We start from the raw sequence: 26107 nt of genomic DNA on the forward strand, positions 1-26107 counted from the left end.
AATGAAAAAATTAAGAAGTTTAGCTGTAATACTTTTAGTATTATCACTAGTATTTACAGCGTGTTCACCAGCTGCTAAGGAAGCTATGGACGAAGGAGATAAGACTACAAGCGCTGAAGCAAATGAGTCAAAGAGCGAAGAAAAGAAAGATGAAACAGCTAGCGATAAGCCGGTTGAAATTCAATTCTGGTATGGATTAGGCTCTGTAGCTGGAGAAACTATGGAAGAAATTATTAATGATTTTAACAATTCACAAGACAAGGTAAAGGTAACAGGCGTTCAACAAGCCGACTACGACGAAACTTATCAAAAGGTTCAAGCAGCTATTGCAGCTAATCAAGCACCAGCAGTTTTCATAGGTAGCAAGATTAAAGAAATGGGTGAAGCGGGTCTATTGGCTGACTTAACACCATATATCGACGAAAGAACACCTCTTGATGATTATCTAGATGTATTCATGAAGCCAGATCAAATCGATGGCAAAGTATATGCTTTCCCTGCTTATGGCACAACTCAAGTTATTTACTATAGAAAAGATTTACTTGAAAAAGCTGGATTAGATCCTCAAGATGTATATTCATCTTGGGACAAAGTCTTCGAAGCATCAAAGACTATGCAAGAAAAAGGCATAGCTGACTGGGGTCACCTAGTTATGTGGGGTCCAGATAACCTATCAGATATTGCTTATAGCAATGGCGGAACTGTATTGTCAGAAGATGGTAAGACAGTAACTATCAACTCGCCTGAATGGGTTGAGGCTTGGGACTTTGTTAGAAAGCAAATTTTTGACGATAAAACTACTAAGATTGAATCAGGCGGACAAGGCTGGGAATATTGGTACAGAACTATCGATAACGTTATGAATGGTACTGCAATGAGCTATACTGGTTCATCAGGAGATAAGGGCGACCTTGATTTCACAAAGATCGACTCAATTCCTCAACCATCATTACATGATAAAAATGGTAAAGCTCAAGCAGGCGCACACAGCTTATTAGTTCCAGAAGCTGTATCAGAAGAACAAAAGAAAGCTGCTTATGAATGGATAGCATACTTCACAAGTCCTGAAATATCTGCTAAGTGGTCAATGAAGATTGGTTATATACCTGTTAGAAAGAGCACTATGGATATCGATGAATATAAGAAATTTACAGAAGAAAGTCCATATGCAAAGGTACCATATGAACAAGCACTTACAGCTACACCAGTGTTTGTAGACCCAACTAAGGGACAAATCATAGACGCTTTAAAGATAGCTGCAGATAAAGTTGAATTACAAAACGTTCCAGCTAAGGAAGCACTTGACGAAGCACAAAAAGTAGCTCAAAAAGCACTTGATGAAGTACTAAATAAGTAAGATTATAATTTGGGCGTCTCTATATGAGGCGCTTATTTTTTAATGAGAGGTATATATGCAAAGAGAAAAATTCTTAGATATAAAGTTAAATAAGGCTTATGACGTAGTAAATTTCACTGTTGATAAAGATATCAAGGCCCTAACAATTAAGTGGAGCAATAACAAACAGTTTTTTAGCGCCTACATTTTCGCTCCAGATAAGAAGCTTTATGCACAGATAATAGCTGCGAAAGAAAATGGGGAAAGGCGTATAGCTATTATCCAATCTAGCTGTTCGCCTTGCTGCCAAAGCTTTAAGCCTAATATAGCTAAGGGCGTTTGGAGTCTTGAATATGGCGTTCTAAATAAGTGTGACGCAGATGATATCAGTCTTGAAATTTATGAAGGAGATTTAGATAGTGAAGAAAATAGCTTTAATGAAGTAAATTTATTTGATAGCATAAAGATGATGGACGATGGACCAAAGAAAACTTCTTATGCTGCGGACTTCCACACTCACACCATATATTCAGACGGTAAAATGTCTAGAGAAGCCAATAATGATATGGCGATAAAGCAAGGACTAGACTTCTTTGTGCCTACGGATCACAATGTCTATCACTACACATGGCCAAAGCGTGAAGGCTTAAAAGTGTACCCGGGTATAGAGATAACATCTAGCCTTGGTCACATCAACTTATTATTTGCAGAAAAAACGCCATTTGCAGAGCATGCAATATATGAGATTGAAGACGAAGAAGCACTTGTAAGGATAATCAAAGAGGCAAAGGACTACTCACTGATTACAGTGAACCATCCATGTATGCCGCCGTGGGACTTTCATGCAAAATCATTTCCGCTTGATTTAATCACGTTTATGGAAGTGATCAACGATCCGACATATATGACATCTAAAAAGGCAATAAAAGACGCTATAAGGGCTTGGAGCTACTTATTAAACGATGGCTACAGAGTCATATCCATAGGCGGAAGCGATTCACACTTACTTCCAGAAGAAAAATATGAGGGTTCAGCATATCCATCGCTTTTAGGAGACCCAAAAGCCATAGTTTACGCAAAAGAGAACACAGCCGAAGCTCTTAAAGACGCGATGCTGGCTGGAGAAGTGTCTGTGACTAGATCAAAGGAGATAAAGCTTAGTGCCAATGGCTTAGCAAGAGAAAATGAAAACTTCACTGGAAGAGCAAGCTTAAGAGCGGAGTTACTCGAAAACAATTTTCATTCATCAGCTCTTCATATATCTTGGATAATCGATGGCGAGTGCGTTAAAGATGAAAAGGCTAAAGAGTCGATGTTCAATATTGAAATAGACAGCGCTTACCACTGGATAAGAGTAGATGTTTGGGACGAAGAAGGAAACCTTTATGGATACACTAATCCAATTTTCTTCAATAGAAAGACTAAGGAGCACGAGATGAAAGTCTGGGGCGATTTGATGGAGAAGATGTCAAATGAAAAATAATATAAAGGGCGTAATATTTGATAAAGACGGAACGCTTTTAAAATTTACTGACATTTGGAGGCTTAGTTTAGAAGAGCTCTTTGATTATTATGAGCTTGGTGAAGCTGATAAGATAGAGATAAGACAGGTAGTAGGAGTGAATGAAGACCACAGCATTAGAGAAAATTCTATATTTGCCTCAGGCACTATAGCTGATTTAGCAGAAGTATTTAGTAAATATGTTGACAAGAGTAAAGAAGCTCTTGATAAAGAGATAAGTGATTTCTTTTTAGCTTACTTAGCTAAGCATCCAGAATTGATTGTGGGGACGTGCGACGTTAAAAAGTGTTTTGACGAGCTAAAGAAACTTGATATCAAAGTAGCTGTCATAACAGCTGATAGCTTTAAGCAAGCGAAACTAAGTTTTGAGATGCTTGGCGTTTTTGATGAAATTGATTTTTTAGCAGCAGCTGATTTTTATCCAAATAAATCAGATCCATCATCATTAGATGCTTTTTGTAAAGACTTTGGGCTAAGTAGAAAAGAAGTAGCCGTTGTAGGTGACTCACTAATAGATCTAGAGCTAGGTAAAGTAGCTGGGCTTGCTGTTGGCGTCACGTGCGGCGTAGGTACAAAAGAGATGCTTATGAAGGATGCGGATATTGTTTTGGATACGCCACTTGATTTAATAAATGTATTAAGATAAGTAAATAAATATTAATTGGGTATAAAAGATGTGTGAAGCGAATACCGCTTTACACATTTTTTGCGTTTAAGGAGATATATATGAAGAACTTACTTATTATATTTACAAGGGTACCTATTGAAGGACACACTAAGACGCGTCTCGAGGACTTTTTATCTAAGAAAGATATAGTTTTATTTCACAAGAATCTTATTAAAAGGCTAGTAAACGAACTTAAGTCTGATAAATGGGATTTAGAAGTGCATGTGACGCCCATTAACAAGGTAGAAGTACTTAAAGAGCTGCTTGCAAACGAAGTATACAAGGCGCAAGCTGAGGGAAACCTCTTTGAGAGAATGGAGATTGCTATCGATACGGCTTTTAAGACTTACGAAAAGGTCGCTCTCATTGGCTCTGACATCTATGACATTAGCAAAAAAGATATCGAGGCCGCCTTTACTGCGCTTGATACAAACGATATAGTTTTTAATCCATCATCGGATGGTGGCTATTCACTCGTCGCGTCGAAGATTAATTTAGATAATAAACTTAATATAGATTTTAAAAATAAATCAATGATACTCGAAGAAACTATTAAAAATTTTAATACTTCGCTAATTAAGAGCCTTAGAACCGTTGATGATATTGACACGAAAGAGGATCTATTATATAATTACCTTGGTAAAAATGTGTATTTTTTAAGTAAGGATGAGATTATCTTAGATGGCAAAAAAATAAAGCTTGATGAGACAATATTTTACGACTTAATAAATATAAATAATTGGGGGAATAATAATGAAGAAAAAGAAAATTTCTAAGATAGTACTTATTTCTATCATATTACTAGTAATAGTACTGTATTTTGCAGTACCAAGTTTTAATGCGACTATGAAAAATTTCGTAACTCAACTAGGAAGTCTTAATCTTGACGCTGTTATTGAGCTAATCAGGGGCTATGGCGTATATGCAGCTATCATTTCATTTATACTAATGATTTTGCAATCAGTTCTTGCGCCAATACCAGCTCTATTAATCACTTTAGCAAATGCAGCAGTATTTGGCTGGTGGAAGGGCGCACTTCTTTCGTTCTGGTCAGCAATGGCTGGAGCGGCTCTTTGCTTCTACATCGCTAGAACACTAGGTAGAGACTATGTAGAAAAAGTTGTTACTAAGACAGGACTTGCTAAAGTTGACGAATTTTTCGAAAGATACGGCAAAAACTCAATACTTATATGCAGACTCCTTCCCTTCGTTTCATTTGACATAGTTAGTTACGCAGCAGGCCTAACACCTATAAAGTTCTGGGACTTCTTCATAGCAACAGGTCTTGGACAACTTCCTGCAACTATTGTTTACTCATACTTAGGTAATTTAGCTGGCTCGACAAAGACTATATTTATAGCAATAGTTTCCGTTGTTGCTCTAAGTGCCTTAGTTTATATGATAGGCAAGATATATAATGACAAGAAAAAAGCAAATAAATCCAATTAAGATACTGAGCCTATTAATTATAATAATAGGCTCCGTTCTAGTTATAAAGTACGTGCCTATGGAAAAGCTCAAGGCCTTTATCGAAGAGAGAAGAGAGCTTTCAGAAGTCTTATACGTGGCAGCTTTTGCGATACTTCCAGTATTTTTCTTCCCAGTGCCAGTCCTTGCGCTTATAGCTGCTGCTCTATTTGGCTTTGTGAAGGGAAGCCTTTTGACCATGGTCGGAGCACTTTTAAATATGTCTATCATGTTTGTCATCGCAAGATACATAGGCAGAGACTTTGTTAGCGCCTTGGTTCATAAGCACGTGAGTAAAAAGACTTACGACAGATATTTTGCCAAAGATGCCAAGATCGCATCAGGACTATTTTTGTTAAGGCTTACACCAATCATTCCATACAATATACTTAATTATGCTTATCCACTAACTGATATAAGCTTTTGGAAGTACCTAATCGTTTCTTTCTTGGGGATAATGCCTGGAACGCTTGTTTACCTAAACCTAGGTGACAAGATTAAAGACTACAAGTCCAAAGAGTTTTTGATTGCAGTTTTAATCATGCTCGCACTTGTAATAATTTCAGTTTTGCTTACAAAGTACGTTAACAAGAAAAATGATAGCAATAGTAGTTCCAGTATATAAGGAAGAAAAAAGCATAGAGCGCTTCATAAGGCACTTATATAGCTTAGATGGAGACTTCAAAGTCTACATAGCTTATGCAGATGGTGGAGACAAAACGCTTGATGTGCTTCATAAACTAAATAAAGAATTCCCATTCAAGATAGTTATGAGCGAAAAATCACGTTCAGTTCAGATGAATACAGGCTTTAAAGAAACTAGCGAGGATAAGGTTATCTTTTTGCATGCGGACTCGTATTTAGATAAGGATGCCATAGTAAAGATGGATAAGGCACTTGATAAGTATAGTGCCGCAGCCATTAAGATAAAATTCACAAGCAAAAGATTTTTAATGAAGGTCGTTGCCTTTAGATCAAATATAAGGCTAAAACTATATAATATTGCCTATGGCGATCAAGCTATGTCCTTTAGACGCGAGAAATTCATAGACATGGGCATGTTCAAAGAACTACCACTTATGGAAGACTACGAAATGTCAAGAAGGCTCAAAAAAGAAGGAACAAGGATAAAGGCTATAGACTCATACGTTACGACAGACGCTAGACGCTTTGAAAACAGAGGAATTATTAAAACCATAATTCTACATAAAAAGCTAAAATTAATGTTTTTACTAGGTTACCCGATAGAAGAGATCACAAGGAGATATAAAGATGAAAGATGATAAGAAAAATTATTTAAAATACGTCAAAGATACTTGCCTCGACTGCTCACTATGCACACAAAACTGCGACTTTTTAACGAAATACAAACTAGACTTAGAAGATTTTGCAGCTAGAGAGGACCTTGCTTACTCATGCTTCTTATGTGGCCGCTGCTACGAGGTATGTCCAGTAGATTTAGATGGCAGAGAGATCTCACTAATACATAGGAAAAATGAGGGCTTCGGCATGATGAAGTTTGAGAAGTCTCTATATAAATTCAGAAATAACTCAAATAAAGAGACTAGGGATTTATTATGGCTTGGCTGCTCATTTCCAAGAGCTTTTCCAGAAACAACTAAGAAGATGATAGAGATATTTAAGGACGATGGCTGTGACTACTCAATCGACTGCTGCGGTAAACCAGTCTTTGAGAGCGGTGACAAGGAGCGTGCGCAAAATAACATTGACCACGTCAAAATGCTATTACTTAAGAAAAAAGTAAAGAGAGTCGTTACATGCTGCCCAAACTGCTACCACTTCTTTAAAGATTACACAGACATAAACGTTATAACAATATATGAAAAGCTTCACGAGCTAGGCATAGGCAAGGTTTTTGAAGATAAGTTTCACATCTACCACCCATGTCCAGACAAAGTTCATAAAGAGATGTTTAAAGATTTAAAATACTTTATGCCAAATGCCAAAAGTGATTACAAAGACGTTCTATGCTGCGGCCTAGGCGGACTTGCGAGCCGCGATGAACCTGAGATAGCGAAAGCATTTTTAGATAGACTTAAAAATTATGAGAGCATGGTCACAACATATTGCGCAAGCTGCTCAATACAGTTCACAAAAAATCAAATATCTAATCAGCACGCACTTTGCATGATACTTGGCACAGATGAAAAAGTCGTCCCAACAAGCCTAGCTAGATTAATAAAGATGAAATTCTATGGCGGAAGATAAATTAGAAAGATAAGTTCAATTGAGCTTATCTTTTTTTATGCTAATCTTGATAAAATTATCGACAAGGTATATAATTAAATAATTTACTTGAAAAAAAATTGAGATAGTTGTTGACACCCCCCCCATTTATGATATCATTAACATATAAGCACTTTAGCATAGTGCTAAATACATTTGTACAAGGGGGACTTACGATGAATGACCTAAGAAAAAGTTTTTTCAGAAATAATAAGTTACTATACTTATTGAGCCTAGCTTTATCTGTAGCAAGCATGATAATACTTATCTTTTTTGCTTATGTAGCGCAAAGATTACTCGATGTGGCAAATAAAGGCTCTTTAGATGAATTAAAAAGTGTAATATTATTTATGTTTATACTTATAGCTGCTTTACTTATAGTAGAGCTATTAGCTAAGTCTATTAAGGCAGCTTTTTTTAGAAAAGCAATGTATCAATATAAAAACGATGCTTTTGGTATAATAACAAAGAAAGGCATAAGCTCATTTGCAAGTGAAGCAACAAACTCATATCTTTCAATACTTACTAATGATGCTACTTACATAGAAGAAAACTATCTTTCAGGAAGCATATTAATTGTTGTTAAATTAGTTTCTTTATTTGGTGGCTTAGCCATGATGATATATTATAGTTGGATTATGACTATAGCAATAATATTATTGTGCTTAATACCTATAGCTGTATCTGTAGTTGTAGGCAATAAATTACAAGCGGTTGAAAAAGAAATTAGTGAAAAGAACGAAAGTTTTATGGGGAAAATTAAGGATTTACTTAGCGGTTTCTTCATAATAAAAAGCTTTCATGCTGAAGATACTGCTATGAGATTATTTAAAGAAGAAAATAATGAACTTGAACGTGAAAAGCAAAGAAGAAAGAATACTGAAGGAAACATCAATGCTGTATCTATGGTTTTGTCTGGCGGCATACAAATGAGTATATTTGCAGTTGGTGCAATTTTAGCTATTAAAGGACAAATAACGCTTGGCGTAGTTATTGCTATAGTACAACTTATGAATAATATAATGCAGCCTATACAAGAGCTGCCAATACTATTCGCAAAGAAGAAGGCAGCTAGTGGACTTATAGATAAGATGGAAGGCCTTGCTAAATCAAATGAAGAAGAAGTTGGCACTTTAAAACTTAAAAATATTAGCGATGGTATTAAATTCGAAGATGTATCATTCTCATACAATGGTGATGATAAGCTGGCTCTTAAAGATCTAAACCTTAGCTTTGATAATGGCAAGAGCTATGCCATAGTCGGAGAAAGTGGCAGTGGTAAGTCAACTATACTTAGACTTATAATGAGAGGCTACTTAAATTATGATGGTGCTATTATGTTTGATGACAAAGATCTTAAGGATATAGAAAGCACTTCTCTTTATAATTTGCTTTCAATGGTACAACAAGATGTTTTTATATTTAACAGTACTATAAAAGATAATATAACTTTGTACAAAGATTTTGATGATGCTAAAGTTAATAGAGCGATAGAACTTTCTGGATTAAAATCATTGATTGAAAAAAAGGGATTAGACTTTAATTGTGGGGAAAATGGCGTTAACTTATCAGGTGGCGAAAGACAAAGAATATCGATTGCTCGTTCACTTCTAAAAAACACAAAAGTACTTTTGATGGATGAGGCAACATCAGCTCTTGATGCAGAAACATCAAAATTGGTTTTAGATCAAATACTTTCTCTAGAAGAATTAACAAGGATAGTTATAACACATAGCTTAAAAAAAGAAGAACTTAAAAAATTTGATGAAATACTTGTTATGAAAAATGGAGAAATAGTTGAACAAGGCACTTATGATGAACTTATTACAAAGAAAGATTATTTTTATTCGCTATGTAATATAAGTTTATAATGTAAAGAATAAAAAATTGATAAGAATTAAATAGATAATAGACGCAAATACAAAAGCAGATGCACCTCAAAATGCATCTGCTTATTTTAGGCTGTATAATATCTATTGGGGAGTAAAACCTCAATAGATATTTTTTTGATAAAATTACAAAAAAAAGTTGCACTTGCACACATTTTATCCTATACTTAAAATACCACTACAACATAGGAGGTGTGTACAAGTGCAAGAATATAATACCATAAATTTGCTAGCTTGTAAAGATGTAGTTGTTAACAATTTTAAAGAAGGTGAAAATGTAGTAGTTATAGAAGCACAGACAAAAAAGTTAAAAAGCTGCCCATACTGTGGTTCTAAACATATCTGGGTTCATGATCACAGAACTCAAAAGATAAAAGATACACAGATGCATGGTAAAAAATGCATAATAAACCTAAGAAAAACTAGGTACAACTGTAAGTGCTGCGGGAAAAGAATTGATAGCAAAACAGAACTAGTAGCAAAGAAAATGACCATGACAAAAAGACTAGTAGCATCCATAGCTAGAGAGTTTAGAGAACTTTACTCAATAAAGTCAATATCAAGAAGATACTCAGTAAGCACATCAACAGTTACAAGAGTCCTATCTTACCTATCAGTAGAGAGAAAAAGTCTTCCAAAAGTACTTTTAATAGACGAGTTTAAAGGCGACAGCGGTTCATACAAGTATCAATGCTCACTTCTAGATGGCATAACACATGAAATCATAGACATAGTTAAAAGTAGGCAAGAAAATATTTTGTTTGAATACTTTAAAAACATACCAAAAGAAGAAAGAGAAAATGTAAAGATATTTGTTAGCGATATGTCAAAAACATTTAAAAACGTTAAAAACGCATACTTTAAAAACGCAGTACACATAGCAGACAAATATCACTTCGTAAGACAAGTCTCTTGGAGCTTAGAAAACGTAAGAAAGAGAATACAAAAAGATACATCAGCAGAAATGAGAATATACCTAAAAAGAAGTAAAAGCATACTTACAAAACCAATGCCAAAACTTAATGATGATCAAAAGCGAGAAGCAGCTCTAATGCTAGAGATAAGCGAAGAGCTAAGACTAGCATATGGCTTAAAAGAATCCTTCTATCAAGAAGTTCTAGTGCAGAAAAACAAAGAACAAGCACAATACAAGGTAAACGCATGGATAGACATATGTAAAAAATCAAAACTTAAAGAGTTTAAATCATGTATAACAGCCTTTACAAACTGGTCTGATGAAATTACAAACTCATTTGACTACAAACATTCAAATGGAGCACTAGAAGGAAAACATACAAAGATAAAGACACTAAAAAGAAACAGCTTTGGTATGAGAAACTTCGAGAGGTTCAGAAAAAGAATAATGCTTTTAGACTAAAATATATATATAAAACATCATAAAAACCTAATAAGCCTATATAGGTTTATTAGTCATGCAAAAATTACATAAATTTGTGTTATTTTAAGTATATAAATTAAAAACGTGCAAATGTTAGTTTTAACATAAAAAGAGAGACTTAAATCAATAAGTCTCCCCAATATTTGACATAGAGCCTTATTTTATATCTCATATACTATTCTTCTTTTTTCACCTGCAAATACTTTGGCCTTTTATAAAAGGTATCTAGTAGTGGCACCATAAATGCAGCTATGAATCCACCGGAGAAACCATTGTTATAAAGGTTCAGTCCTGAGTGAAGGCCGCCGACGTTGTTTATAAGCGCCATGTGCAAGAAGCCTGCCAAGAAGCCTGCGAAGCTACCGTAGTAGTTTGAGATTGGGCAAAGTGTTGTGCCAAAAAGGCTAGCAAGTAGAAGTGCTGTGTCATGCGGGTTGTAGACGTTGATCAGGCTCGCGACGTATATGCCTAAAAATATTGGCAAGGCGTTTCTTATGTCTTTACCAATGAAGGCAAAGCCCATGATTGTCAGTATGCCGCCGATGATTGGCCCGTTTAGCTCGCCTCCGACAAGTATTACATAAAGCGTCGATACTATGCCAAGTGTGCCCGCATTTATTAGGCAGGCGCCGCTACCAAACTCTGCCTCGTAATTTTGAAGCATGGGTCCTATCCTCTTAAGAAGTTTAAAATAATTTATAAGTGCATTTTTTTCGCTAAGTCCCAAAATTATGAAGAGCATCGATAGAAGTAAAAGTAGTGGCAGGAACTTATCGTTGTATCCACTTAAAACTATGTGTCTTTGTGGCAGCTCTATGTTTATAGTCTTTAAAAAGCCTGAGTAGAACATGGCGATGATACCTGCTGTGAAGCCGCCATTGTAAAGGTTAAATCCCTTGTGAAACTCTTTGAATGGTTTTAAAAGCGGCGTAAATATAAAGCCGACTAAAAAGCCTGCGAAGAAGGCACAGACCACGCCAAAGACGCCGCCAACTAGTAAGTAGACGTTCGTCACCATTGGCGCGAGTGATGTAACGAAGAGGGCGTTTGCGATATTGTCTTCGATCTTGATTTTGTAAAGCCTTGTGAAGGCGATGACGCCAAACATTAGCGGCATTGAATTAAGTAGATTCTTGCCAAAGAGCGAGAAGCCCGACACAACGAAGACGGCGGCTATATGTATGCCTCTTAAGTCTATCTTTCTTATATTCATTATCATTATCGAGAATAGTGTGACTATGGAGCTATTAACAAGGGCGGCTCTGATGTTTGCAAGCTTCATATAGTCTGTCACGAGAGATGCCGATGAGACGCAGATGATATTTAGGCCATTTACAATTTCATCTGGCGTGTTAAAGGCAAAGCCCGTTATAAATAAAAATATGGCGTATAAGTATAAAATTAAGTACTTATTTTTATAATCACTAAGGTTAATCATGTTATGCGCCTCCTTATCTTATATATATTTTACCATAAAAATAGATAAAATTGATATAATATTTTTTGTGATTTATTTAGGCGAATTGGGTATATATGGATTGAGCGAAAGGCTCGATAAGGAGGTATAAATGACAAATTTAATAGGTAAACAATTAGACGAATTTAAGGTAAATGCATTTCAAGCAGGCAAGGACTTTTTCCAAGTAACAAACGAAGACTTAAAGGGTCACTGGAGCGTACTTTTCTTCTACCCAGGAGACTTTACATTTGTATGCCCAACTGAACTAGAAGCACTTGCTGAAGAATATGAAAACTTTAAGAAAGCTGGCTGCGAAGTATATTCAGTTTCAACTGACTCTGAATTTGTTCACATGGAATGGCAAAAAACATCTCCAGCAGTTTCAAAAGCTAAATACGTTATGCTAGCTGACAGAGCATTTGAACTTTCTAGAATGCTTGGAGTTTTAAACGAAGAAGAAGGCCAAGCTTACAGAGGATCTTTCGTAATCAATCCAGACGGCGTTATCACTGCTTATGAAATCCACGACATGGGTATAGGCAGAAGCCCTAAGGAATTACTAAGAAAAGTAGAAGCTTCAAAATTCGTTAACGAACACGGAGACAAAGTCTGCCCAGCAAACTGGATGCCAGGCGAAGACACACTTACACCAGGCATGGACCTAGTAGGTACAATCTAAGATACTTACAAGAGTAGGCGCATCTATGCCTACTCTTTTTACGTCTAGGGCATTTTAAAAAATTATCAAGATAAAGGGATAATTCGCTTGACGTATTAATATATTTAGTTGTATAATAAATATATAGGCAAAACTATGTGTGTAAATTAAGGAGGTTATTTTATGAGAAAAACAGAGTGTACAACTATATTAGTTGGTAAAAAAGCGTCAATAGATGGAACTATCATCATCGCAAGAAACGAAGACTACCACGACGCTATAAACCTAAAGAAATTTGTGGTTCATGAAGCTAAGCCAGAAGGAAGCACTTATGAATCAGACAACACTAAGGTTAAAGTAGAATTGCCAAAGGGCGCTATGAGATATACAGCTATCCCATCAGACGATAAGAACGAGCCAGGCGCTTATGCTGAAGCAGGTTTTAACGAACTAGGCGTTGCAGTTAGCTCGACTGAAAGCTTATACGGCAACGAAAGAGTTTTAGCTCTTGATCCATTAGTTCTTGATGGTATCGCAGAAGATGCTATAAATGACTTAGTTACACCATATGCAAAATCAGCTCGTGACGGAATTAAATTTTTAGGCGAACTTATTAAGAAATATGGTTCAGCTGAAGGCAACGGTATCTTGTTCGCGGACAAGGACGAAGCATGGTACATGGAGATACCTACAGGACATCACTGGGTAGCAGTTAGGATACCTGATGATTGTTATGCAGTTGCTCCAAACCACGTATGCATCGAACAAATAGACTTTAATGACAAAGAAAATTATATGTGGTCAGAAGGCATGGAAGAATTTGTTAAAGAAAATAACTTAAATCCAGACTTCGAAGGATTTAACTTTAGAAAAGTTTTCGGCACATATAGAGAGCTAGACAGAGTTTATAATACACCAAGAGCTTGGTACGCACACAAACTATTGTCATCATGTGACTGCGACCCAACATGCGGCGACATACCTTTTATAAAGAAAGCTACAAGAAAGATCTCAGTAGAAGACTGCGCTAAAGTTTTAGGCTCACACTATAACGAAACAGAATTTGACCCATTAGGCTGGCAAGGAACAGAGCAAGAAAAGAAGAGATTCAGATGCATCTCACTATCAAGAACAGCTCACTCACATATCTTACAAGTATATCCAGACCTAGATGAAAAACTTAGAGGAGTAACTTGGTTATCCTTCGGAACAACAGCATTCAACCCATACGTACCGTTCTTTAACTACGTTGAAGATACACCACAAGAATACAGAACAGTTCCTGAAAAGATGGACATCGACAACGCTTACTGGCTAGCAAAAGTTTTTGCATACTACGCAGAAGAACACTACAAGCTATTCAACAGAGACACACACGAGTTTCTACAACGCATGGCAATCTATGGCAGACAAAGAGTTATGGAAGTTCAAAAAGGAGCAAAGGGCTTAGACGACAAAGCACTTATGAAGTACTTGACAGAAGAAAACCAAAAGACAGCTACTTACTTCATCGAAGAAACAAAGAAACAATTACAAGATTACGCAACAAGAGCTTTGTTCACTTCAAAATTAACTTTCCAAATGGATAAAAACTTATAGAATTTAGTATTATGTATATGGATGGGGCCTTATGATGAGGCTCCATTTTTTGCTTTAGCATGAAAATAAATTATATGAGCTTGACAAATAATATGGGGGGTATAATGTATATATAGTCTAAAATAACTGGAGTAATTAATGAAGGAGGTAATTTATGAAAAAGTACATTAAAGCAAATTTAAAATATTTGATTTTATCAATTTTATTTGCACTACTAAGCACTATATCATTTTATTTTTTAACAAGTAATATGGGTAAAGTTGTTGACGCAGCAGGAGCAGGAAACTTTGAAATTATTAAAGAAAGTTCTTTATATGCACTTTTATTTATAGTTCTATGGGTTTTTACTTCTTATCTTATGCTTATTTCTAGCAACAATTTTTCAAATAACGTTGCCTTATCATTAAATAGAGATTATTGCAGAGCAGTATTTTTAATGCCAACGGCTATATATGATAAGAGATCAAATGATTATTACATAAATTTAATGAACGAGGACTTAAACATACTAAGAAGAGATTATTTTTTTACTCTTAGCCATTTTGCAAGCTATGTAATACAAGCCATAGTTTTCTTAGTAGCTTTGTTCCTTATAAGTCCATACTTCTGTGCACTTAGCTTAGCATTTTCACTTTTACCATTCTTCTTAAGTAAGTTTGTCACTAAAAAATAGCAAAAGCTTCAAATGGAAGTTTCTCAGTCAAATGAAGAAAAATTTGGCGGAATAAAAGAAATCGTTTTTGGATCACACCCTATAAAACAATCAGGTAATGAAGAAACTTTTATAAATCGCTATTTAAAAGTCTTAGGTAAAAATTTATCAACAATAAAAGAGTCAAATATAAAAATGAATATCTTTAATCAATCGATGCGTGGAGTAGGTTTATTGAGCCAATTAGTAATTTTATCTTTAGGCGCTTTATTGATACTAAAAGGTACAGTTACTACCGGTGACCTAATCATGTCTATGTTCTTTATAACATCAGTTTCAGACGCAGTTGGAAATGCTATAGAGACGTATAACAATATAAAATCGACTAAGGGCGTTGGAGATAAATTCTTAAATATGCTTAAGAGTAACGAAGAACTTCCAAAGGGCAGAGCCTTAGCATTAGAAGCAGGCAAAGTAAAAGACGGAGTAAGTGTTAATAACTTTAGCTTTGCCTTTGGCGATAGAGATATATTTAAAAACTTCTCATATGAATTAGCCGATGGAGGTGCCTATGCAGTTATAGGCGAGAGCGGCAGCGGGGACAGTGATATAATGATGACAGATACAATAAATCCATTAAAATCAAAGTTTAAAGGCTTCCACAAAACTTTTAAACAAGACGATTTAGGATTAAGTCTGTCATCTTTTTTATTAAATTAACAAAAAAGAAAAGAAAACATAAGTAATAAGGATTGAAGAGAATATGATAATATTTAGAGTTTTTTTCAAAATCATATTGTTTCCTATTAGTATAGCGTTAAGTATCATCACTCTATTTTTAACGTTTGTATTAGGACTTAGTACAATATTTTTTAAACTGATTTCATTTATCGCTATTATGGGATTTTTAGGATCTGTTTATCATGGAGAAAAAGCACTTGCTATAGAGGCAATTATACTAGCATATCTTTTTAGTCCTTATGGTTTACCAGTGCTAGGATATTTTATTATAGAAGGGATAGAAGAGGTGAATGAAAGAATAAAAACAATTTAAATATAAAAATAAATAGATTAAAACGATGAAAAAGAGATAGCAAAATCAAAGCTATCTCTTTTTATATGAAAAGAAAGGGGGTTATGATGAAAGAAATAGTTAAATTTGAATATTATTATGGCAATGAAGCAGAACAATATTCATTTTTTAGGATTCCCAAAACTTTGTTTACCGACTTAAATTTTAAAAAACTATCCGTAGAAGCAAAAATTCTTTATGGAATTCTACTCGATAGAATGAGCTTGTCAATTAAGAATAAATGGTTAGATGAAGAAAACAAGGTATACATCATCTATACCATAGAAGAAATTATGGAAGTATTAAATTGGGGGAGAAATAAATCGGTCAAAGTAATGAAAGAAATTGAAGAGATAGGATTATTAGAAAAAAAGAGGTTAGGACTTGGAAAGCCAAATTTACTTTATGTAAAGAACTTTATTTACACAGAAAATAATAAAACTACAGAAGTTTCAAAAGCAAACCTCAAGAAGTTTAAAAAACAAACTTCAGGAAGTTTAGAAAACAAACCTCAAGAAGTTTCAAAAGAGGACTCTAATAATACTAATATTAATAATACTGAAACTAATAATACTGATTTTAATAATACCACCCCCATATCCCCCTTAGAAAAGCTAGGAGAAAAATCAAAAAAAACTTTGGAGGAGGAAGAATTAAAAGAAACTATAAAAAAGAATATATCTTATGAAACCTTTGAAAAAGTAAGAATAGAAGAAAAGAAGCAAGTAGATGTAATGATAAATGTACTTGTAAAAGCCTTAACTAGCTTTACAAACATTAAAATAGGAGGGAGGCATATATCCAATGAAAATTTTAAAGAAAAATTTCTAAGTCTTAACTATAAACACATAGACTATGTTTTGAAATACCTAAGAGAAAATGCTCCAAAGGATATTAGAAACATTAATGCCTATCTACTGACTCTCTTATACAATGCAGATGAAAGTATTAGAAACATAGAAGTCATAAAGAGAGAAGATCAGAAAAGAGAAAACTATGACTATAGTAACGATGAGGATATTTGGAGAGAATTTTTAAATACTTGATAGGAGAGGCGCATATGGAATTAATAAAAGAAATCTTAGAACAGAAAATAAAAAATGCAGAAACAAATAGTCCATCAAAAGATGAAGAAAATAGGAGTTATATAGATCAAGAAACAGGATTAAAATATTGTGCAAAATGTAAAACACCAATTGAAAAAGAAATAGACTTCTTTGGAGAAATAAAAAAAGTTGGTATTTTATGTCAATGTAAAAAAGAAAGACAAAAATTAGAGGAAGAAAAAAGAAAAGAAAATAAAAGGCTTTTAAAAATTGAACACTTAAAAAAAGAGTGTTTTTCTGATCCTATCCTATTAAATTGGAATTTTAAAAATATGGACAAAGATAGTGAGCATGAAAAAGTAGCAAAAAACTATGTGGAAAAATTTGATGAAATATATGAAAATAATATAGGGTTAATTCTCACAGGGAATGTGGGATGTGGAAAAACATATCTTGCAAGTGCTATAGCAAATGCTTTACTAGAAAAAGAAATATCAGTCAAAATGACAAATTTTTCAGTAATTTTAAATGATATGACTAACTTTGAGATTGATAAGAGTAAGTATATAGATAACCTAAATCATAAGAAACTATTAATTATTGATGATTTTGGAATGGAAAGAGATACAGATTTTGCAGCTGAGCATATCTTTAACATAATAGATAGTAGATATAGAAGTGGGAAACCTCTAATTATAACAACAAACTTAAATATATCAGCTTTAACTAATCCTGAAACTATAAAAGATAAAAGAATTTACTCAAGGATACTTGAAATATGCAGTCCCATTATATTTACAGGAGAAAATAGAAGAATAGAAAAAATGAAGGAGAAATCAAAATTAGCCTATGAAATATTAAAAAAAGAATGAAAGTAGGTGAGTGAATGCAAAATGATGATATAAATAGCAGAACAATAGCCATAGTACAAAAAGCAAGTATAGTAACAGCCAAGCAAGTTATAAATTTGATGAAGAAAATATTAGAAATAAATAAACATAAAGCGCAGACAGAACAGTCAAGACCCTTAGAAAAATTTAAAAAAGTAAAAGTAAAAGACCTTGTAAAAAAAGGTAAAGTAGAAACCTTAGAATTAAATGACATAGACTTAAAAGCATTGAAAAAAGAATTAAAAAGATATGGGGTGAAATTTTCCATAAAGAAAGATTTAGAAAATGGAAACAACATTATCTTTTTTCAAGCAAAAGATATAAAAGTAATGGAACAAGCTTTTAAAAAGACAGTCCAGAAATTTACTAAAGATAAGTCAAGAAAAAGAAAATCTGTAATAGAAAGGCTTAATAACTTCAAGGATAAAGTCAAAGATACTATTGACAGAGATAAGGTTAAACATAAGCATCAGGAACAAAGTTTATAATAAAAGAACTTAGATATATAATATATATGATGAGAAGGCATGAATAGCTGTATTGTTGAATACTATGAAAAAGAAGATTGGAATCATCCAGTAGAAGAATTTCTCTTATCTATAGATAAAAAATGAGAGCAGAAGTATTAGGAAAGAAACTAAAAGCTACCTTTGAAAGTAAAGTATAAGTGTATGAAATGAAGAAAAATATTTGCCCAAAATGTAAAAGAAAGATGAAACAACAATTTATAGGCCTACTACATTGCAAGTGTGGTATAAGCTACCATAAAGATTTAGGATATTTTAAAAGAAATGAAAATGGAAGATTGTATAATTAACTTAGCCACCAAATAAAAAAATCATGTGTACATATGGTATAGTATTAGTAACAAACAAAAAAACAACTATACGGAGGTACACATGACTCATATAAATTATACCATAGAATTTACAGAACGCAAGAAAAATTCACATCTATCACTACATGAAATGTCATTAATACAGGCATGGAAAATAGATGGACATAGCAACAGAGAGATAGCAAGAAGGCTAAATAGAGCCCCGCAGACAATAAACAACGCAATAAAGAAAGGCACAGTAAAGCAAAAGAGAATAATAAAAAGTAATAACAAAACATATACTTACTACGATGAAAAATACTTTGCCTTAACTAATTATGAGGTATATATAAACAATAGATCTTCTTGCGGAAGAAGACCAAAATATATAGATATAGTCGAATTTCTTAAATGGGCAGACAATAAAATGTTAAAAGATAAATGGTCTCCAGATGTATGTGTTGGATACGCAAAAGCAAATAGACTCTTTCCATCATCAGAAATACCATCAACAAAAAGCCTCTACAACTGGATAAATAAGTCACTAATGAAAACAAAAAATATAGATCTACTAGAAAAAGTAAAGAGAAAAAACAAAAATAGCACAAGAAGAACAAGACAAAACAAGAAAAAGCTTGGCATATCCATAGAAGAAAGACCAGATAAAATACAAACAAGAGAAGAATTCGGCCACTGGGAAATAGATACAGTTATAGGTAAAAAGAAAAAGACAGATCCAGTACTACTTACATTAGTAGAAAGAAAAACAAGATATGAAAAGCTGATAAAAATACATGGAAAAACACCCGATGCAGTAGACATTGGACTTAAATTCTTAAAAGATAATGCGCAGTTAAACAAAGAAATATTTAAAAGTATAACATCAGATAATGGTTCAGAATTTTCAAGCTTATCAGAATTAGCAGAATATGTAGATATATATTTTTGTCATCCATATACATCATGGGAAAGAGGAACTAGTGAATGTCAACATAAATTAATACGAAGATTTATACAAAAAGGCACATCAATAGAAGAAGTATCAAAAGAAAAAATATACAGAATAAACGAGTGGATGAATAATTTGCCAAGAAAAATCTTTAATTACAAAACTGCAAAAGAAGAGTTCATAAAGGAAATAAAACAGCTTAAAAGTATCTAGTTTAATAAAAATAAATACTTTTAAGCTATACTATACATTTAGTCTATATGATGTCTGGGTGGCTAACTTATTGTTGCAATTTATAAAGAAATGAAAATATGATTTTTGTCTTGGAAAGAAAAAAGATAGGTAAAAAAATAAAACAAGTTCCAGTAATAAGATATAAAAAAGATAAATAAAATACTAATGGGTAGAGAAATCTACTCTTTTTTATGGAGAGGAAGTGATTAATTCGAAAATACTAAATGAAATAATAAAAGATATAAAAAATGTTTTTAAGATAAGAGATAAGAAGAAATTTGTATTAGAAAATCTTCCTTACCTCTTATTTTTTTATATAGGAAATATCTTTGCAAGCCATGTCAACTCTTATGTAGGAGGAGATATAATAGATAGAATTATAGTAGCTTTTAGTCAAATAGATACTTTAAACTATATTCCATCATTAAAAATAAAAAATCTGATACCCGGTCTAATTCTATCAGTAGTTATTAAGTTAATCCTTATACAGAAAAAGAAAAAAGCAAAAAAGTTTAGAGAGGGCAGAGAATATGGATCGGCAAGATGGGGAAATGAAAAAGATATTGAGCCATACATTGACAAGAAGTTTGAAAACAATGTGCTATTAACTCAAACTGAAAGACTTACCATGAACAATAGACCTAAAAATCCAAAATATGCTAGGAATAAAAATGTATTGGTAATTGGAGGTTCTGGAAGTGGTAAAACAAGGTTCTTTGTAAAGCCGAATCTCATGCAAATGCACTCTTCATATGTAGTGACCGATCCAAAAGGAACATTAGTCTTGGAATGCGGAAAAATGTTGGAAAGAAATGGATATGAGATAAAAATACTAAATACAATAAACTTTAAAAAATCCATGAGATATAATCCCTTTGCATACTTGAAAAGTGAAAAAGATATTTTGAAATTAGTACAAACAATAATTGCAAATACTAAGGGAGAAGGAGAAAAATCAACTGAGGATTTCTGGGTAAAAGCTGAAAAACTCTACTATACAGCCTTAATTGGATATATTTTTTATGAAGCTCCTAAAGAAGAACAGAACTTTACAACTCTACTTGCTATGATAGATGCAAGTGAGGTAAGAGAAGAAGATGAAAATTTTAAAAATGCAGTAGACTATATGTTTGAAGCATTAGAAAAAGAAAAGCCAAACCATTTCGCAGTAAAACAATATAAGAAATACAAACTTGCAGCAGGAAAAACTGCCAAATCAATCCTTATATCCTGTGGAGCAAGGCTTGCTCCATTTGATATTCAGGAACTTAGGGACTTAATGAAAGAAGATGAACTGGAGCTTGATACACTTGGAGAAAAGAAAACAGCTTTATTCGTAATAATATCGGATACAGATGATACATTTAACTTTGTAGTATCAATAATGTACTCACAATTATTTAATCTATTATGTGATAAAGCAGATGATGAATATGGCGGAAGACTTCCTATTCATGTGAGATGCCTACTTGATGAATTTGCAAATATCGGCTTAATTCCTAAATTTGAAAAGCTGATAGCAACTATTAGAAGTAGAGAAATATCAGCTTGTATAATATTACAAGCACAATCACAACTAAAAAGTATCTATAAAGATAATGCAGATACCATAGTTGGCAATTGTGATTCGACGTTATTTTTAGGAGGCAAAGAAAGAACAACATTAAAAGAATTATCTGAAAGCCTAGGCAAAGAAACCATAGACCTATATAACACATCAGAAACAAGATCGAATCAAAAGAGTTTTGGACTAAATTATCAAAAAACTGGTAAGGAACTTATGAGTCAAGATGAAATAACTGTAATGGATGGTGGTAAGTGTATATACCAACTAAGAGGAGTAAGACCTTTCTTATCTTATAAATTTGATATTACAAAGCATAAGAATTACAAGTTATTGGAAGATTATGATAAGAGAAATATATTTGACATAGAGAAATACCTACAGAGAAAAGATGAGGTTAAGTTAAAAGAAAGTATGGTAGTTGAAATATTAGATGAATAAATTTAAAATTAAAAGTAAGATAGATATTTAGGAAAGATTAAAAGAAAATACTTGACAAAAAATATTTTATAACATATAATAATATCAACAGTACCCGACACGCCTCTTAACAATGCGGACCAAGTCGGGTCATTTGATTTTAGGAGAAAAAATGAAAAAAATCTATCAAGAACCGATTAGTATAGAAAATCAAGTAAAAAATTTAATAGACTTAGGACTTTTAGTGGAAGATAAAACTTATGCTAAGAAAATTCTTGGAAGAATATCCTATTATAGGCTGATTAAAGCTTATAGTATCACATTAAAAAAAGATGGAAGATATATATCAGGAACAAGTTTTGAAGATATTGTAAGTTTATATAAATTTGATAGAGAACTTAGACAGCTTATATTTGAAACAATAGAGCATATTGAAGTTTCTTTAAGAGCAGTTATCACAAACTATTTTTCTTTAAGATATGGGAACTTTTCATATAAAGATATGAATAATTTTGAGAAACAAAAGGAACAAGAAAGGGTACTAGAAGAATTAGCAAGGGAAGTTAAAAGAAATAGACGCTCACCATTTATAAAAAACTTTAAAGACAATTATGAAGGTGGAGAAATTCCACTCTATGCAGTGATAGAAGTAGCAAGTTTTGGAACTTTATCTAAAATGTATAAGAATATGAAAAATGAAGATAAAAGTAAAATTGCAAAAGTCTTTCATACAGACTACCATTACTTTGAATCTTGGATAGAAAATTTTGCCTATATAAGAAATATATGTGCCCATTATGGCAGGCTATATGGAGCAAAGCTTACAAAATCACCAAAGCTATATAAAGAATATTTAAAAAATAATATTTCAAACAATACAATATTTGCTACATTAGTTAATCTTAAAATAGTTTCTGAAGAAGAAAATTACAAAAAATTTTATCATGATCTAACAGCACTAATAGCAAGATATGAAAATATTGAATTAAGACATGTTGGCTTTATAGAAAACTGGAAAGAATTACTAAAACCATAAAATTAAATAGAGAAATCTACACCGAAAAAAACATTTCGGTGTTTTTTTATGCCCAAAGGAGGAAGAATGAAATATATACGAGATGAGCCGAAAAAATAAGATACAGAGAAAAATGAATATTAATCAATAAGAAGTAGAAGCGATAGAAAAAACTATCGCTTTTTTTATGGAATAAAGGAGATAGAACAAATGGAGAGAGAAATGCTAAATATTAATGGAAATCTAGTAGGAGAAATAAAAACAACTGAAATAGATACAAAGGAAGGAGAAAAAGAGGTAGCTAACTTCACAATAGTTAGAAAGAACAAAGAAGAAGGAAAGGTTAAAAAAGAATATATCTACTGTAATCTCTACGGGGAAAAGGCAAAAAGTGTGAAGGAATTTAAAAGTGGAGAATACATCCATATTTTTGGATATTTTAAGGAAACAAAAAAAGAAGACAAGACATTTAAAAATTTTATCGTAAAGCACATAAATAAAATTAAAAAAGAAGAAAAAGAGGAGGAAATATAAATGGAATTTTTTACACAAGCAGTAAATGTATTAAAAATATTAGTTACAGCAATTGGTGCAGGGCTTGGAGCATGGGGTGTTATCAACCTGATGGAAGGTTATGGGAATGACAACCCTGGTGCTAAATCTCAAGGTATTAAGCAGCTTATGGCTGGAGGGGGAATTGTACTCATAGGTTTAAAACTAATACCGCTATTAGCAAACGTGTTAAAATAAAATGTTTAATATAGTAGATAAGATCAAAGAGTTTTTTTCGGAGATACTTATTGATATGATCAAGGAAAATTTAAGCGGAATGCTCCTTGATATAAATGATAAAGTATCAACGATAGCAAATGAGGTAGGAAAGACTCCGAGTGGATGGAACTCGGAGGTTTTCCACTTCATAAAGTCTATTTCAGAAAATGTTATACTTCCCATAGCAGGTCTTATCATAACGGCTGTACTATGTATTGAATTAATTCAAATGGTAATGAACAAAAATAATATGCATGATGTTGTATTCTATAAGAGAAGTTATTCCAATATAGAATAACCTCAAATATAAAATACAAATTATCAAGCCTATTTACGATTGTTACAACCAAATAAATGAATTAGAAATATTGGAACTACTTTTTTCTTTTCCTAAAGTTAATACCTGAGTTTTTAATGATAGGAGATTTCTTGAATAGTCTCCTTAAAAATTCCTTTTCATCTTCAGATAACCTTTTATACTTTAGTTGAAAGGAATTACAGAAAATTTCAATGAACTTGTCTATATTGTTCCCTGAAGAAACCATGATTTGACGAATTTTTTGCAATGATAAAGTATCATCATCTTCAGGAATACTATCAATATCCTGTTCATGTTTTTTACGAATATCTTTTAGAATAGTATCCCATGTTTTATGAGTAATATGACAAAAGAAATCTTCTTCACCCACTTGAGCAGCCGATAGAGTCCTTAAAGTATGGTCACTATCAATATTGGGATGTTGACTAATGATTTCAGCCCTGACAGTTTCAAGAGAAGAATTTAAGTCATTAAATCGCTTAGTAGCAACACCATCAACAAAAATTTCCGTATTAGCCATAAGCTCCCTAAACTTATCATGTGTAGCAATTTCACAAAGTAAACGATTATTTATAGAACTACTTAGCAATAAATCAATCATATTATCACTCAAGTGTAGATTAGTTAAATCTGTATTTGGGTGATTTTTATTTTCCGTAAGGCAAAGCAAATAGTCGGTAGAAACATTATAAAACTGTGCAAGTGTAACTAAATTACCATGATTGATTTCTTTATAGTCATCATTTTCATAGTTACCTAAAGCAGATTTTGAAATACCTGTTAGCTTAGCTAATTCCTCTAAATTCAAATTATGAGCAACTCTTAAATCTTTTAAGCGTTCCTGTAAGGTTATTTTACACTTCATGACAGATAACCTCCTTAATACAAAATATTCTTAATAAATATTATATCATACTAAGTCCACAATCGTGGAAAAATGGGAGCGAAAACGGATATTCCAAGATTTAGGACATACGGGAAGAATAGCAAAAATACAATATCATACAGACATAAAGAAAATTGTTCTTTTACAATTGAATGAGCGGTCTGTAAGGATATGTATCTATGGGGAAGTAGGCGATGACTTTATATGTAGTAGAAAAGAGCCCGTCAAGTAGAACGAAACGTCGCTGTGAGATTCAGGGGCAGGAACTATATCAGGTGTAACCGACAAAAATTAGAATCAGATAACAAAAACTATTGACAAATAAAAATAATTATGGTATCATTGTCTTAACCAAAAAGAAAGGTTTAAAAACAAGAGTGAAAAATAGGATTAAGGAGTTGAGAAAACCATTGGGTTTATCTCAACATAGATTAGGAAAAAGGTCAGGAGTAACAAGAATAACAATAAATAGGATAGAAACAGAAAATACAGTGCCTACATTAAAGGTGGCAAATGATATTGCAAATACTTTGGGTGTGTGTATATATCAAGTATTTGATTTAGATGGCACAGGACGTTATAAATGTTTAAATTGTAATTGTGATAATAATTAGCAAATTTCATTGCTAATTTATGTTATATCTTAAAATAAAGGGAGGTTTAAGTAAGAGTAATTATATGAATCCTCAAAGGTATAGAAACGGAGATTGATTAGTTTTTGAGTTGATTTGGTAATTTGAAAAAAGTTGTATTTAAAATTAGGAGGATTATTATGAAACTTAAAAATAAAATTATCAGCAGTTTATTATTATCGAGTGTTTTAATTACTCCAATTGCGGCGTATGCAGCTAGTGAGAGTCTTGATGGTGGAAGTGGTTCTTGGTATGGTGGAATAGATAATCATGTTTTATATTCCAAAGTATGGGATCATAAAGCGGATGGAAGAAGATATCATGCAACTGTTTGGGTAAAGGATGATAATGGAGACAGAGATGAAGTGACAGGAACAACTAATGGTATTGATGCAGATGGTGAAGTAATAGTTACCAAAAGTGCATCTTATGATCACTTTTTTACTCCTAATAAGGCTGGTTATAAGGATTACGCTGTTATAACAAATCGTAGTATGGATTATAATGAAATGAGTACTGCACCTACTCCTGTTGAACTTGAAGTTGATTTGTGGGATGAGTTACAATAGTATTGAATTGTAATAACATGGGGAGTGA

26 protein-coding genes and 1 pseudogene are annotated in these 26107 nt (G+C 32.9%); 25 read left to right on the top strand and 2 right to left on the bottom strand.

Annotated features, from left to right (window positions below; all coding sequences use genetic code 11):
• The first annotated feature begins 1 nt into the window (after position 1).
• The 10 genes from BN3004_RS03685 (at position 2) to BN3004_RS03730 (ending at position 10506) form a co-directional block, all read left to right on the top strand.
• Complete coding sequence (locus BN3004_RS03685; protein ID WP_058259913.1) at positions 2–1357, top strand: ABC transporter substrate-binding protein; 1356 nt, start codon at positions 2–4, stop codon at positions 1355–1357.
• A gap of 55 nt (positions 1358–1412) precedes the next feature.
• Entirely contained in the window at positions 1413–2819 is a 1407-nt protein-coding gene (locus tag BN3004_RS03690; protein WP_058259914.1) for a CehA/McbA family metallohydrolase, read from the top strand.
• A complete protein-coding gene (locus BN3004_RS03695) occupies positions 2809–3504 on the top strand; it encodes an HAD family hydrolase (protein WP_058259915.1) in 696 nt (231 codons plus the stop codon). Before BN3004_RS03690 ends, BN3004_RS03695 begins: the two co-directional genes overlap by 11 nt.
• An 80-nt stretch (positions 3505–3584) precedes the next feature.
• Positions 3585–4301, top strand: a complete 717-nt coding sequence (locus BN3004_RS03700) for a TIGR04282 family arsenosugar biosynthesis glycosyltransferase (protein WP_058259916.1) — start codon at positions 3585–3587, stop codon at positions 4299–4301.
• Entirely contained in the window at positions 4279–4974 is a 696-nt protein-coding gene (locus BN3004_RS03705; protein WP_058259917.1) for a TVP38/TMEM64 family protein, read from the top strand. Before BN3004_RS03700 ends, BN3004_RS03705 begins: the two co-directional genes overlap by 23 nt.
• Positions 4943–5617: a TVP38/TMEM64 family protein gene (locus tag BN3004_RS03710; RefSeq protein WP_196792477.1), complete on the top strand. Its 675-nt coding sequence runs from the start codon at positions 4943–4945 to the stop codon at positions 5615–5617. Before BN3004_RS03705 ends, BN3004_RS03710 begins: the two co-directional genes overlap by 32 nt.
• The gene (locus BN3004_RS03715; RefSeq protein ID WP_058259918.1) at positions 5589–6275 is read left to right on the top strand and encodes a TIGR04283 family arsenosugar biosynthesis glycosyltransferase; all 687 of its coding nucleotides are present in this window, start codon (positions 5589–5591) and stop codon (positions 6273–6275) included. The genes BN3004_RS03710 and BN3004_RS03715 overlap by 29 nt, the downstream gene beginning before the upstream one ends.
• Positions 6265–7221 carry a heterodisulfide reductase-related iron-sulfur binding cluster gene (locus BN3004_RS03720; RefSeq protein WP_058259919.1) on the top strand — a complete coding sequence of 319 codons (957 nt, stop codon included), beginning with the start codon at positions 6265–6267 and terminating at the stop codon, positions 7219–7221. Before BN3004_RS03715 ends, BN3004_RS03720 begins: the two co-directional genes overlap by 11 nt.
• A 194-nt stretch (positions 7222–7415) precedes the next feature.
• Positions 7416–9110, top strand: a complete 1695-nt coding sequence (locus BN3004_RS03725) for an ABC transporter ATP-binding protein (RefSeq protein WP_058259920.1) — start codon at positions 7416–7418, stop codon at positions 9108–9110.
• 220 nt (positions 9111–9330) lie between these two features.
• Entirely contained in the window at positions 9331–10506 is a 1176-nt protein-coding gene (locus tag BN3004_RS03730) for an ISL3 family transposase (RefSeq protein ID WP_058259271.1), read from the top strand.
• 196 nt (positions 10507–10702) lie between these two features.
• Here BN3004_RS03730 and BN3004_RS03735 read toward each other — a convergent pair whose 3' ends face one another.
• On the bottom strand, positions 10703–11965 hold the full coding sequence (locus BN3004_RS03735) for a DUF1576 domain-containing protein (RefSeq protein WP_058259921.1): 1263 nt from the start codon (positions 11963–11965) through the stop codon (positions 10703–10705).
• A 130-nt stretch (positions 11966–12095) separates the two neighbouring features.
• On the opposite strand from BN3004_RS03735, the gene BN3004_RS03740 reads away from it, so the two are divergent.
• From BN3004_RS03740 to BN3004_RS03805, 13 genes and pseudogenes are all read left to right on the top strand, one after another.
• Positions 12096–12665: a redoxin domain-containing protein gene (locus BN3004_RS03740; protein ID WP_058259922.1), complete on the top strand. Its 570-nt coding sequence runs from the start codon at positions 12096–12098 to the stop codon at positions 12663–12665.
• A gap of 162 nt (positions 12666–12827) precedes the next feature.
• A complete protein-coding gene (locus BN3004_RS03745) occupies positions 12828–14243 on the top strand; it encodes a C69 family dipeptidase (protein WP_058259923.1) in 1416 nt (471 codons plus the stop codon).
• Positions 14244–14397: 154 nt separating this feature from the next.
• A pseudogene (locus BN3004_RS08520) lies at positions 14398–15615 on the top strand (ABC transporter transmembrane domain-containing protein).
• 43 nt (positions 15616–15658) lie between these two features.
• The gene (locus BN3004_RS03760) at positions 15659–15949 is read left to right on the top strand and encodes a CD1845 family protein (RefSeq protein WP_004829699.1); all 291 of its coding nucleotides are present in this window, start codon (positions 15659–15661) and stop codon (positions 15947–15949) included.
• 65 nt (positions 15950–16014) lie between these two features.
• A complete protein-coding gene (locus tag BN3004_RS03765) occupies positions 16015–17013 on the top strand; it encodes a replication initiator protein A (protein ID WP_432416302.1) in 999 nt (332 codons plus the stop codon).
• A gap of 14 nt (positions 17014–17027) precedes the next feature.
• Entirely contained in the window at positions 17028–17885 is an 858-nt protein-coding gene (locus BN3004_RS03770; protein ID WP_005956106.1) for an ATP-binding protein, read from the top strand.
• Positions 17886–17899: 14 nt separating this feature from the next.
• Positions 17900–18391 (top strand): PcfB family protein, encoded by a 492-nt coding sequence (locus BN3004_RS03775; protein ID WP_058259926.1) that lies wholly within the window; start codon positions 17900–17902, stop codon positions 18389–18391.
• Between the two features lie 411 nt (positions 18392–18802).
• Positions 18803–19882 carry an IS30 family transposase gene (locus BN3004_RS03780; RefSeq protein ID WP_058259272.1) on the top strand — a complete coding sequence of 360 codons (1080 nt, stop codon included), beginning with the start codon at positions 18803–18805 and terminating at the stop codon, positions 19880–19882.
• Positions 19883–20162: 280 nt separating this feature from the next.
• The gene (locus BN3004_RS03785) at positions 20163–21908 is read left to right on the top strand and encodes a VirD4-like conjugal transfer protein, CD1115 family (RefSeq protein ID WP_432416307.1); all 1746 of its coding nucleotides are present in this window, start codon (positions 20163–20165) and stop codon (positions 21906–21908) included.
• Between the two features lie 151 nt (positions 21909–22059).
• Entirely contained in the window at positions 22060–22923 is an 864-nt protein-coding gene (locus BN3004_RS03790) for an Abi family protein (RefSeq protein WP_058259928.1), read from the top strand.
• Positions 22924–23112: 189 nt separating this feature from the next.
• Entirely contained in the window at positions 23113–23436 is a 324-nt protein-coding gene (locus tag BN3004_RS03795; RefSeq protein WP_058259929.1) for a single-stranded DNA-binding protein, read from the top strand.
• On the top strand, positions 23437–23652 hold the full coding sequence (locus tag BN3004_RS03800) for a Maff2 family mobile element protein (protein WP_002838961.1): 216 nt from the start codon (positions 23437–23439) through the stop codon (positions 23650–23652). It begins immediately after the preceding gene.
• A gap of 1 nt (position 23653) precedes the next feature.
• Entirely contained in the window at positions 23654–23971 is a 318-nt protein-coding gene (locus BN3004_RS03805; protein ID WP_148344901.1) for a VirB6/TrbL-like conjugal transfer protein, CD1112 family, read from the top strand.
• Between the two features lie 76 nt (positions 23972–24047).
• Here the strand turns inward: BN3004_RS03805 and BN3004_RS03810 are convergent, their stop codons facing one another.
• Positions 24048–24857: a helix-turn-helix domain-containing protein gene (locus tag BN3004_RS03810; protein ID WP_058259930.1), complete on the bottom strand. Its 810-nt coding sequence runs from the start codon at positions 24855–24857 to the stop codon at positions 24048–24050.
• Between the two features lie 335 nt (positions 24858–25192).
• On the opposite strand from BN3004_RS03810, the gene BN3004_RS08235 reads away from it, so the two are divergent.
• Both BN3004_RS08235 and BN3004_RS03815 read left to right on the top strand, forming a co-directional pair.
• Entirely contained in the window at positions 25193–25492 is a 300-nt protein-coding gene (locus BN3004_RS08235) for a helix-turn-helix transcriptional regulator (protein ID WP_242854187.1), read from the top strand.
• Between the two features lie 158 nt (positions 25493–25650).
• Complete coding sequence (locus tag BN3004_RS03815) at positions 25651–26079, top strand: hypothetical protein (protein WP_058259931.1); 429 nt, start codon at positions 25651–25653, stop codon at positions 26077–26079.
• Positions 26080–26107: the final 28 nt, after the last annotated feature.

The organism is Fenollaria timonensis (assembly GCF_001457835.1).
Classification (GTDB): Bacteria; Bacillota; Clostridia; order Tissierellales; family Peptoniphilaceae; genus Fenollaria; species Fenollaria timonensis.

Bases quoted from the DNA above. Each gene is read 5' to 3' on its own strand.
- BN3004_RS03770 (WP_005956106.1), top strand. From the start codon at position 17,028: ATGGAATTAATAAAAGAAATCTTAGAACAGAAAATAAAAAATGCAGAA.
- BN3004_RS03775 (WP_058259926.1), top strand. From the start codon at position 17,900: ATGCAAAATGATGATATAAATAGCAGAACAATAGCCATAGTACAAAAA.
- BN3004_RS03810 (WP_058259930.1), bottom strand. From the start codon at position 24,857: ATGAAGTGTAAAATAACCTTACAGGAACGCTTAAAAGATTTAAGAGTT.
- BN3004_RS03710 (WP_196792477.1), top strand. From the start codon at position 4,943: ATGACAAGAAAAAAGCAAATAAATCCAATTAAGATACTGAGCCTATTA.
- BN3004_RS03725 (WP_058259920.1), top strand. From the start codon at position 7,416: ATGAATGACCTAAGAAAAAGTTTTTTCAGAAATAATAAGTTACTATAC.
- BN3004_RS03805 (WP_148344901.1), top strand. From the start codon at position 23,654: ATGTTTAATATAGTAGATAAGATCAAAGAGTTTTTTTCGGAGATACTT.
- BN3004_RS03695 (WP_058259915.1), top strand. From the start codon at position 2,809: ATGAAAAATAATATAAAGGGCGTAATATTTGATAAAGACGGAACGCTT.
- BN3004_RS03800 (WP_002838961.1), top strand. From the start codon at position 23,437: ATGGAATTTTTTACACAAGCAGTAAATGTATTAAAAATATTAGTTACA.
- BN3004_RS03685 (WP_058259913.1), top strand. From the start codon at position 2: ATGAAAAAATTAAGAAGTTTAGCTGTAATACTTTTAGTATTATCACTA.
- BN3004_RS03790 (WP_058259928.1), top strand. From the start codon at position 22,060: ATGAAAAAAATCTATCAAGAACCGATTAGTATAGAAAATCAAGTAAAA.
- BN3004_RS03720 (WP_058259919.1), top strand. From the start codon at position 6,265: ATGAAAGATGATAAGAAAAATTATTTAAAATACGTCAAAGATACTTGC.
- BN3004_RS03745 (WP_058259923.1), top strand. From the start codon at position 12,828: ATGAGAAAAACAGAGTGTACAACTATATTAGTTGGTAAAAAAGCGTCA.
- BN3004_RS03690 (WP_058259914.1), top strand. From the start codon at position 1,413: ATGCAAAGAGAAAAATTCTTAGATATAAAGTTAAATAAGGCTTATGAC.
- BN3004_RS03760 (WP_004829699.1), top strand. From the start codon at position 15,659: ATGATAATATTTAGAGTTTTTTTCAAAATCATATTGTTTCCTATTAGT.
- BN3004_RS03815 (WP_058259931.1), top strand. From the start codon at position 25,651: ATGAAACTTAAAAATAAAATTATCAGCAGTTTATTATTATCGAGTGTT.
- BN3004_RS03700 (WP_058259916.1), top strand. From the start codon at position 3,585: ATGAAGAACTTACTTATTATATTTACAAGGGTACCTATTGAAGGACAC.
- BN3004_RS03795 (WP_058259929.1), top strand. From the start codon at position 23,113: ATGGAGAGAGAAATGCTAAATATTAATGGAAATCTAGTAGGAGAAATA.
- BN3004_RS03740 (WP_058259922.1), top strand. From the start codon at position 12,096: ATGACAAATTTAATAGGTAAACAATTAGACGAATTTAAGGTAAATGCA.
- BN3004_RS03715 (WP_058259918.1), top strand. From the start codon at position 5,589: ATGATAGCAATAGTAGTTCCAGTATATAAGGAAGAAAAAAGCATAGAG.
- BN3004_RS03705 (WP_058259917.1), top strand. From the start codon at position 4,279: ATGAAGAAAAAGAAAATTTCTAAGATAGTACTTATTTCTATCATATTA.
- BN3004_RS03735 (WP_058259921.1), bottom strand. From the start codon at position 11,965: ATGATTAACCTTAGTGATTATAAAAATAAGTACTTAATTTTATACTTA.
- BN3004_RS03780 (WP_058259272.1), top strand. From the start codon at position 18,803: ATGACTCATATAAATTATACCATAGAATTTACAGAACGCAAGAAAAAT.
- BN3004_RS03765 (WP_432416302.1), top strand. From the start codon at position 16,015: ATGAAAAGAAAGGGGGTTATGATGAAAGAAATAGTTAAATTTGAATAT.